Origin of the sequence: Aquimarina sp. RZ0 (assembly GCF_008370685.1) — a bacterium.
Taxonomy (GTDB): domain Bacteria; phylum Bacteroidota; class Bacteroidia; order Flavobacteriales; family Flavobacteriaceae; genus Aquimarina.
The window spans coordinates 1-5,974 of sequence record NZ_VTZU01000137.1 but is presented as its reverse complement, the minus strand read 5'-3'; the positions used below and the strand labels follow the sequence as shown (position 1 = coordinate 5,974).

The following is a 5,974-nucleotide window of genomic DNA, read 5'->3' as shown; positions in this document are numbered from 1 at the left end:
TCGGTGAAAACTCACAATGGGTGGTTACAGATGATCAGGGAAATATACTAGGATTACCACCAACTCCAGAAGCCGTAGACTTTGATGGTGCAGGTGCTGGAACTTGCTTTATATATCACTTGAGTTATGAAGACGGACTTACAGGACTTGCTGCGCAATCTAATCTAGCTGATTTAAACGGAAACTTTGATCTTTCTAACAGCATTAAAGTGGTAAGAAATGCTGTAACACCTCCTCCAGGTGATGATATTATAATAGAAGCTGAAGATTTTATCGCTACAGGAGGAACCTTTAATGACTCTTTTGCTGGAGGACCAGGATTAGGTGTTAATCAAACAGCCATTGGAATTAATTTTGTTAATAGCGGTGATTATGCTGAATACATAATAAATGTCGGTACTGCAGGTGATTATAGTATTACATATGAGATATCTACTCCTTCTGATAATTCTCAGATTCAATTGATAATTGATGATATTATTGTTGCAACGGACGATGTCCCTAATAATGGTGATTGGGAAGATTATACTGCTCTGGTATCATCCAGTACAATTACAAATCTTGGTGTAGGAACTCATAGTGTACGTATCTTGGCTACTGGATCTAATCCGTGGCAATGGAATTTAGACAGGATTACTTTATCATTGATCGGAGGAAACCCATCAGTTGATGGAGGGACGATAAGTGGAGGACCTTTTACCTTTAAAGTAGGTGATGGAATTCCTGACAATGTATCTGGTGTTACACTGGATGGAAATACCGGATCAAATTCTCAGTGGATAGTTACTGATGACCAGAGAAATATACTTGGATTACCGCCAACTCCAGAAGCTGTAGACTTTGACGGTGCTGGTGAAGGAACCTGTTTCATATATCACATAAGCTATGAAGATGGACTTACAGGTTTGGAAGCCAATTCTAATTTATCAGGATTATCTGGAAATTTTGATCTTTCAAATAGCATTGAAGTAACAAGAAATGCAACAACACCATCTCCAGGAAACGTAACTTTGATTATCGAAGCAGAAGATTTTGTTAGCACCAGTGGAAAGTTTAATGATTCATTTGCTGGAGGACCTGGTTTAGGTGTAAACAGAACAGCTACAAATATCAATTTCGTAAACACCAGTGATTGGGCAGAATACAGTGTCAATATACCGTCGGATGGTGAGTATGCTATTGAATACTTGATTTCTACTCCATCAAACGGTTCTCAGATACAGTTATTAGTTGATGGTACTGTAGTTACTACAGATAATGTTCCTAATAATGGTGAGTGGTATGATTATACCTCATTAATTGCTAATAATAAAGTTGTATTATCTGCAGGACTACACACAATTAGAATTGTAGGATCAAGCAGAACTATATGGCAGTGGAATCTGGATAAAATTATATTATCTACAGAATCTTCAACGAGAGATTCAGGACTTGATATTGATTCTGCTGTGCAATTATCAGTATACCCTAATCCAGCTTCTGGAAATGTATTTATTCAGGGATTAAGTAAGAAACTGGAACAAAATGCTCAGATATATGATATGAAAGGCGCTAAGTATATAGATCAAACATTAGCTAATGATCATATGATAAATATTGAGAATTTACCTCAGGGAGTTTATTTCTTAAAAATTATTAACTCCGAAGAGAATAAGAATATCAGATTTATTAAAAACTAATTTAAAGAGAATACGTAGAAAACTGTTTTTAATAAAAAAAGCTGTCAGACTTAAGTTTAATAAGTCTGGCAGCTTTTTTATTAAAACAATATAGTAGCCCATTGCTACATCATTCAATTCTACTTAATCGATCCTTAAAAAAGAGTTTTCAAGGATCGATTAAGTAATTCAAGAAGCAAAAGATGACGTATATAAATTATGGAAAATGAAGAAATAAATAATAATTTGGATAAAAATCATTCAGATTTTGAAAAAACAAATCAATACTCCGATTGATTATATTGAATAGGATATTCCCCATCAGATAACAAGGGTTTGATATCAGAAATTGTAGCACCTGTTATATGTACTATGATTGGTTGCCAATTATGCCCTACATATACATTAAACAACTGACATACGATAGACAATAAAATATACTCTGATATTTTACCACCTTTAGCATGTTGATCTAAAAATGAAAAAGAGAATATAGCTTCATTCTTGTAAATCTTTAAATCTGCTTTAAGATTTGTCTGAAGTACATATTTAGACTTGTTAAAACTATTATAGCTTTACTCAAGGTAGGAAACCCTGCTAAAAACGAGCTGTAACTACCGAATTCTGAAAGACTAAAGTCACTGAGGAAATTAACTACGAATGTATCGATTTCGCTGTTTTTTCTTAGTCAAGAAAATAAATCATGAACTACTGTTGTTGGAACATAGTTTTGTGAACTAGAAAGATCAAAATGTCGTATTTCGCTGTTTTGAATAATACCTTCGATATCAATACCAAAATTTTCTAACTTCATTAAAAGTGGTTTGAAATAAGACACCTGGTATACATAATACTTCTGTTTCATTATACACGAATTTACACACAATTATTAAAAAAATAACGAAACAAATAATACTTATTCATTAGAGCCTAATAAATGGTATTTAATTTTTATAAATTCACCCATTTCTTAAATCCAGTAGCTTTGGCTTTGCTTACGACTATGCGTTCTTTGGCTACTGGATTTATATTAATAATCAGTTTACCATTAAAATAGTGTTTAATGTTCTCGATAGCATTTTTTTGAATTATAAATTGTCTATTCACCCGATTAAAAACTTTGGGATCTAATTCATCCTCTATATCTTCTAGCTTCTTGTCAATACTATATACCTTATTTTCTGAAGTAATTGCTTTCACCACACCTGTATCTATATAAAAATAAGCTATATTTTCAGTTTTTATAGGAATTAATTCATCTCTATGATGTACCAGATATGTGGTTTTATGAGGTTTTGTTTTAGTTTGAAGTAATTGTAACATTCCTTGAATTTGATTGTCTAGAGAACCATCTTCTTTGGATCTGTTTTTAAATTTTTGAATAGCTTCTGACAACTCATCTTCATCAATAGGTTTTAATAAATAATCTATACTGTTTACTTTGAAGGCTTTAATTGCATATTGATCATAAGCTGTTGTAAAAACAATAGGAGTTTCAATTTTGACTTGTTCAAAGATTTCAAAAGAAATACCATCTGCCAGATGAATATCCATAAAAATAAGTGATGCTTCACAAATATTAGAAAAATACTCGATTGCGGTTTTTACAGAATCTAATACTTTTAATACTTCAATAGTAGGATCTATAGTATTCAATAAAAAAGTGAGTTGATCACTTGCTGTTATTTCGTCTTCGACAATTATTACTTTCATTTGTTTAATTTAAAGGCAGTCTCACTCTGAATATATTCTCAGTATCACTAATACTAATGTGTTGTTTTTTTAGTAAAAAATATCGCTTATCTAAGTTCGCCAAGCCATTACCTGTACTATCTACAAGCGAAGTTCTTAGTCGTATTTCGTTTTCGACATGAATAATTTCATTTTTTGAATATATGTTTACCCGCAAGGGATTCTTTTCTGAAATCTCATTATGTTTTACTGCGTTTTCTACTAATAATTGCAGTGCTAGCGGTGGAACCTCTCTTAGCAGGTGTTTTTCTTCTATTGACACATTAATATTAAAACGATCACGATATCTGGTTTTTACCAAATGAACATAGCTATCTAAAAACGTAAGCTCTTCTTGCAAAGAGACCAAATCTCTTTCTCCACTCTGTAAAATATATCGATACATAAAAGATAGTTTTTTTATAAACGCTGTTGCATCTTTATTATCTCGTACTATAGAATTTAATGAGTTTAATGAATTAAAAAGAAAATGAGGGTTGATTTGATTTTTTAAGGCTGTTAGTTCTTTCTGAAGGTTTTGCTGTTTTAGTTTTTCATTTTCTAAAAGATCTGCTTGATGTATCATTTGATATGTAAGAATTCTCGTGATAAAAATAGACGTCACCAAAATTACAAAATACACAAAGTACATAAATCCAATTTCTGACTCTGATAAAATCTGCCCTGTTACCAAGGGATAGATCGAAACAAATAACTGAACAACACCTAAAAACAGCATTGTATTTAATACGATGGTTAAACTCGTTCTTACGAAAACAGAATACTGTAAATATACGCGCTTCCAATTGATATTAAGTTCTAATGAAACTAGTGCGATTACAAAGAGAAATAAAAAGCGAATGATGATATCTCGTACTGAAACTTCTGAGAAAGAATCAAACAGTTTCTGATTTACATCAAATAATATCAATGTACGTGGTAGGCTAACAAGCGTCGCAATGAGTAGTGCTATCCTAAAGATCACAATGTGTTTTACTTTTCTAGAGCTCAATGTAAATAATATCTTCTTTAATTCGTGCTTGCTAAATTTACGGAAAATTGTACTGATCATATAATTATTAACCACAGTCATATTTTTGCTATTTATTCTTTAAAAAGAAGAAGCTTCCGTCTAGAAGTGTAGGAATGAGGGCACTTCTTCATTTCTTTAGTTTAAATCAATTTGTTTTTGTTGTGTTTTTTAATATAGCTTGAATTTATTAGTCTAATCTTTACTTAAAAAAGGCAGCCGAAAACATTTACTAAATCTCCGACTGCCCGCAATTAACCTACTTTAGTTATGAAAAAACAACTTACTTATTTAATTCTTTAACAACCTTTTTAGAGAAATCTATCGATACTGTCCCAAGAGTTTGTGGATCATCAATCTCAGTAGTAATTACTGATAACAACTGTTTCTCTTTTGGTTGTGTAAGATCGTATACTACGGTTTCCAGTGTATATTTTTTAACATTCTCTGTTACTACTGTTACCGGGTCAGAGTCTACATATATTGTTCCGTAGTATCTATAAAATCCCCTATAATATCCTAATCCATAATATGACGGGTATATCGTATGAAAGGAATCATTTCTACTAGTTGTTTTTGTATACTCTTCACTATGCTTTAGTATGGTCACTATGACTACATCGATCCCATTTTCTTTAAGCTTTTCTTTTATTTCCAGTGTTTCAGATTCGCTTAATTCTTTGGTTGGAGACGAGTTAGGAAAAACTACATAACTTTCAATAGATTGGTATCCTTTTTTGTTTAAGTTGTTTACTAAATCCTTTTCAAAACGTATTCTAGCTGTTTGATCATCTGTCTTACTTACTACCATCACTTTTTTATCTTTTATTTCTGGTACCTCAAGGTTTCTCCAGGAATCTGTTACCCTTACGGATGAACAGCTTGATAAGAGTATCAACACTATCAATGTTCCTGTTATTTTATTAATTATTTTCATAATTCTCATTTTTTTAGATGAATAAAAAAACTTCTTCTTGCTTGTCTAAAGACCGGAATTCTTTTTGATTTCCGTATCCCTTTTTTCTAACCATACTATTCCATAAAATTTTAGAAAGCTTTCCTAAGAGCTTGTTTAAAAACCTTACTTCTTGAAAACAAATATTTTAAGAACCGTGAGTCTACTTCAAATAATGTAAATATCTCGATATACTCATCATTTGAAGTGTACTCAGAACCTCAAACTATTGATTTTCAATTTGTATTCTTTTTAAACATACTCTAAGATTGATTGTATTATTTTCATTTTATTATACTTTATAATTAACTCTTTTAAGTGATTTATTTTCTAATTGCCTTACCTGCAGCAGACCCCCATTGCTCAAGTCCAATAAAAAGTTGTGTAAACCATTTCCTGAATTTTTGAATTGGTATTTCAGCATTTACTTCTTGAGGAACATCTGTTACATCGAATTTGCGTGTACGGTTGTATACAATCCCTCATAGACCCCAGAAACTTCAGTACGTAGGCTAACGTAAAATTCGTAATTTACTGGGTATTAACTTTAGCTCTTTGCAAGGCCGTTTTTTAAAGTGTTGCTGCTTTTTTTAGTAAGCA

Annotated in this window: 5 protein-coding genes; 1 reads left to right on the top strand and 4 read right to left on the bottom strand. The window is 31.7% G+C overall.

Going from position 1 to position 5,974, the window contains the following annotated elements:
* On the top strand, positions 1-1,679 hold a 1,679-nt coding region (locus tag F0000_RS26255; protein ID WP_149627669.1), incomplete at its 5' end, for a carbohydrate-binding protein.
* A 667-nt stretch (positions 1,680-2,346) separates the two neighbouring features.
* Here the strand turns inward: F0000_RS26255 and F0000_RS28455 are convergent.
* From F0000_RS28455 to F0000_RS26240, 4 genes are all read right to left on the bottom strand, one after another.
* The gene (locus tag F0000_RS28455) at positions 2,347-2,472 is read right to left on the bottom strand and encodes a hypothetical protein (RefSeq protein WP_255452908.1); all 126 of its coding nucleotides are present in this window, start codon (positions 2,470-2,472) and stop codon (positions 2,347-2,349) included.
* Positions 2,473-2,609: 137 nt separating this feature from the next.
* Positions 2,610-3,371, bottom strand: coding sequence for a LytTR family DNA-binding domain-containing protein (locus tag F0000_RS26250; protein WP_149627668.1), 762 nt, complete (start codon positions 3,369-3,371; stop codon positions 2,610-2,612).
* Positions 3,372-3,375: 4 nt separating this feature from the next.
* On the bottom strand, positions 3,376-4,482 hold the full coding sequence (locus F0000_RS26245; protein WP_149627667.1) for a sensor histidine kinase: 1,107 nt from the start codon (positions 4,480-4,482) through the stop codon (positions 3,376-3,378).
* A gap of 220 nt (positions 4,483-4,702) precedes the next feature.
* On the bottom strand, positions 4,703-5,356 hold the full coding sequence (locus F0000_RS26240; RefSeq protein WP_149627666.1) for an iron-containing alcohol dehydrogenase: 654 nt from the start codon (positions 5,354-5,356) through the stop codon (positions 4,703-4,705).
* Positions 5,357-5,974: the final 618 nt, after the last annotated feature.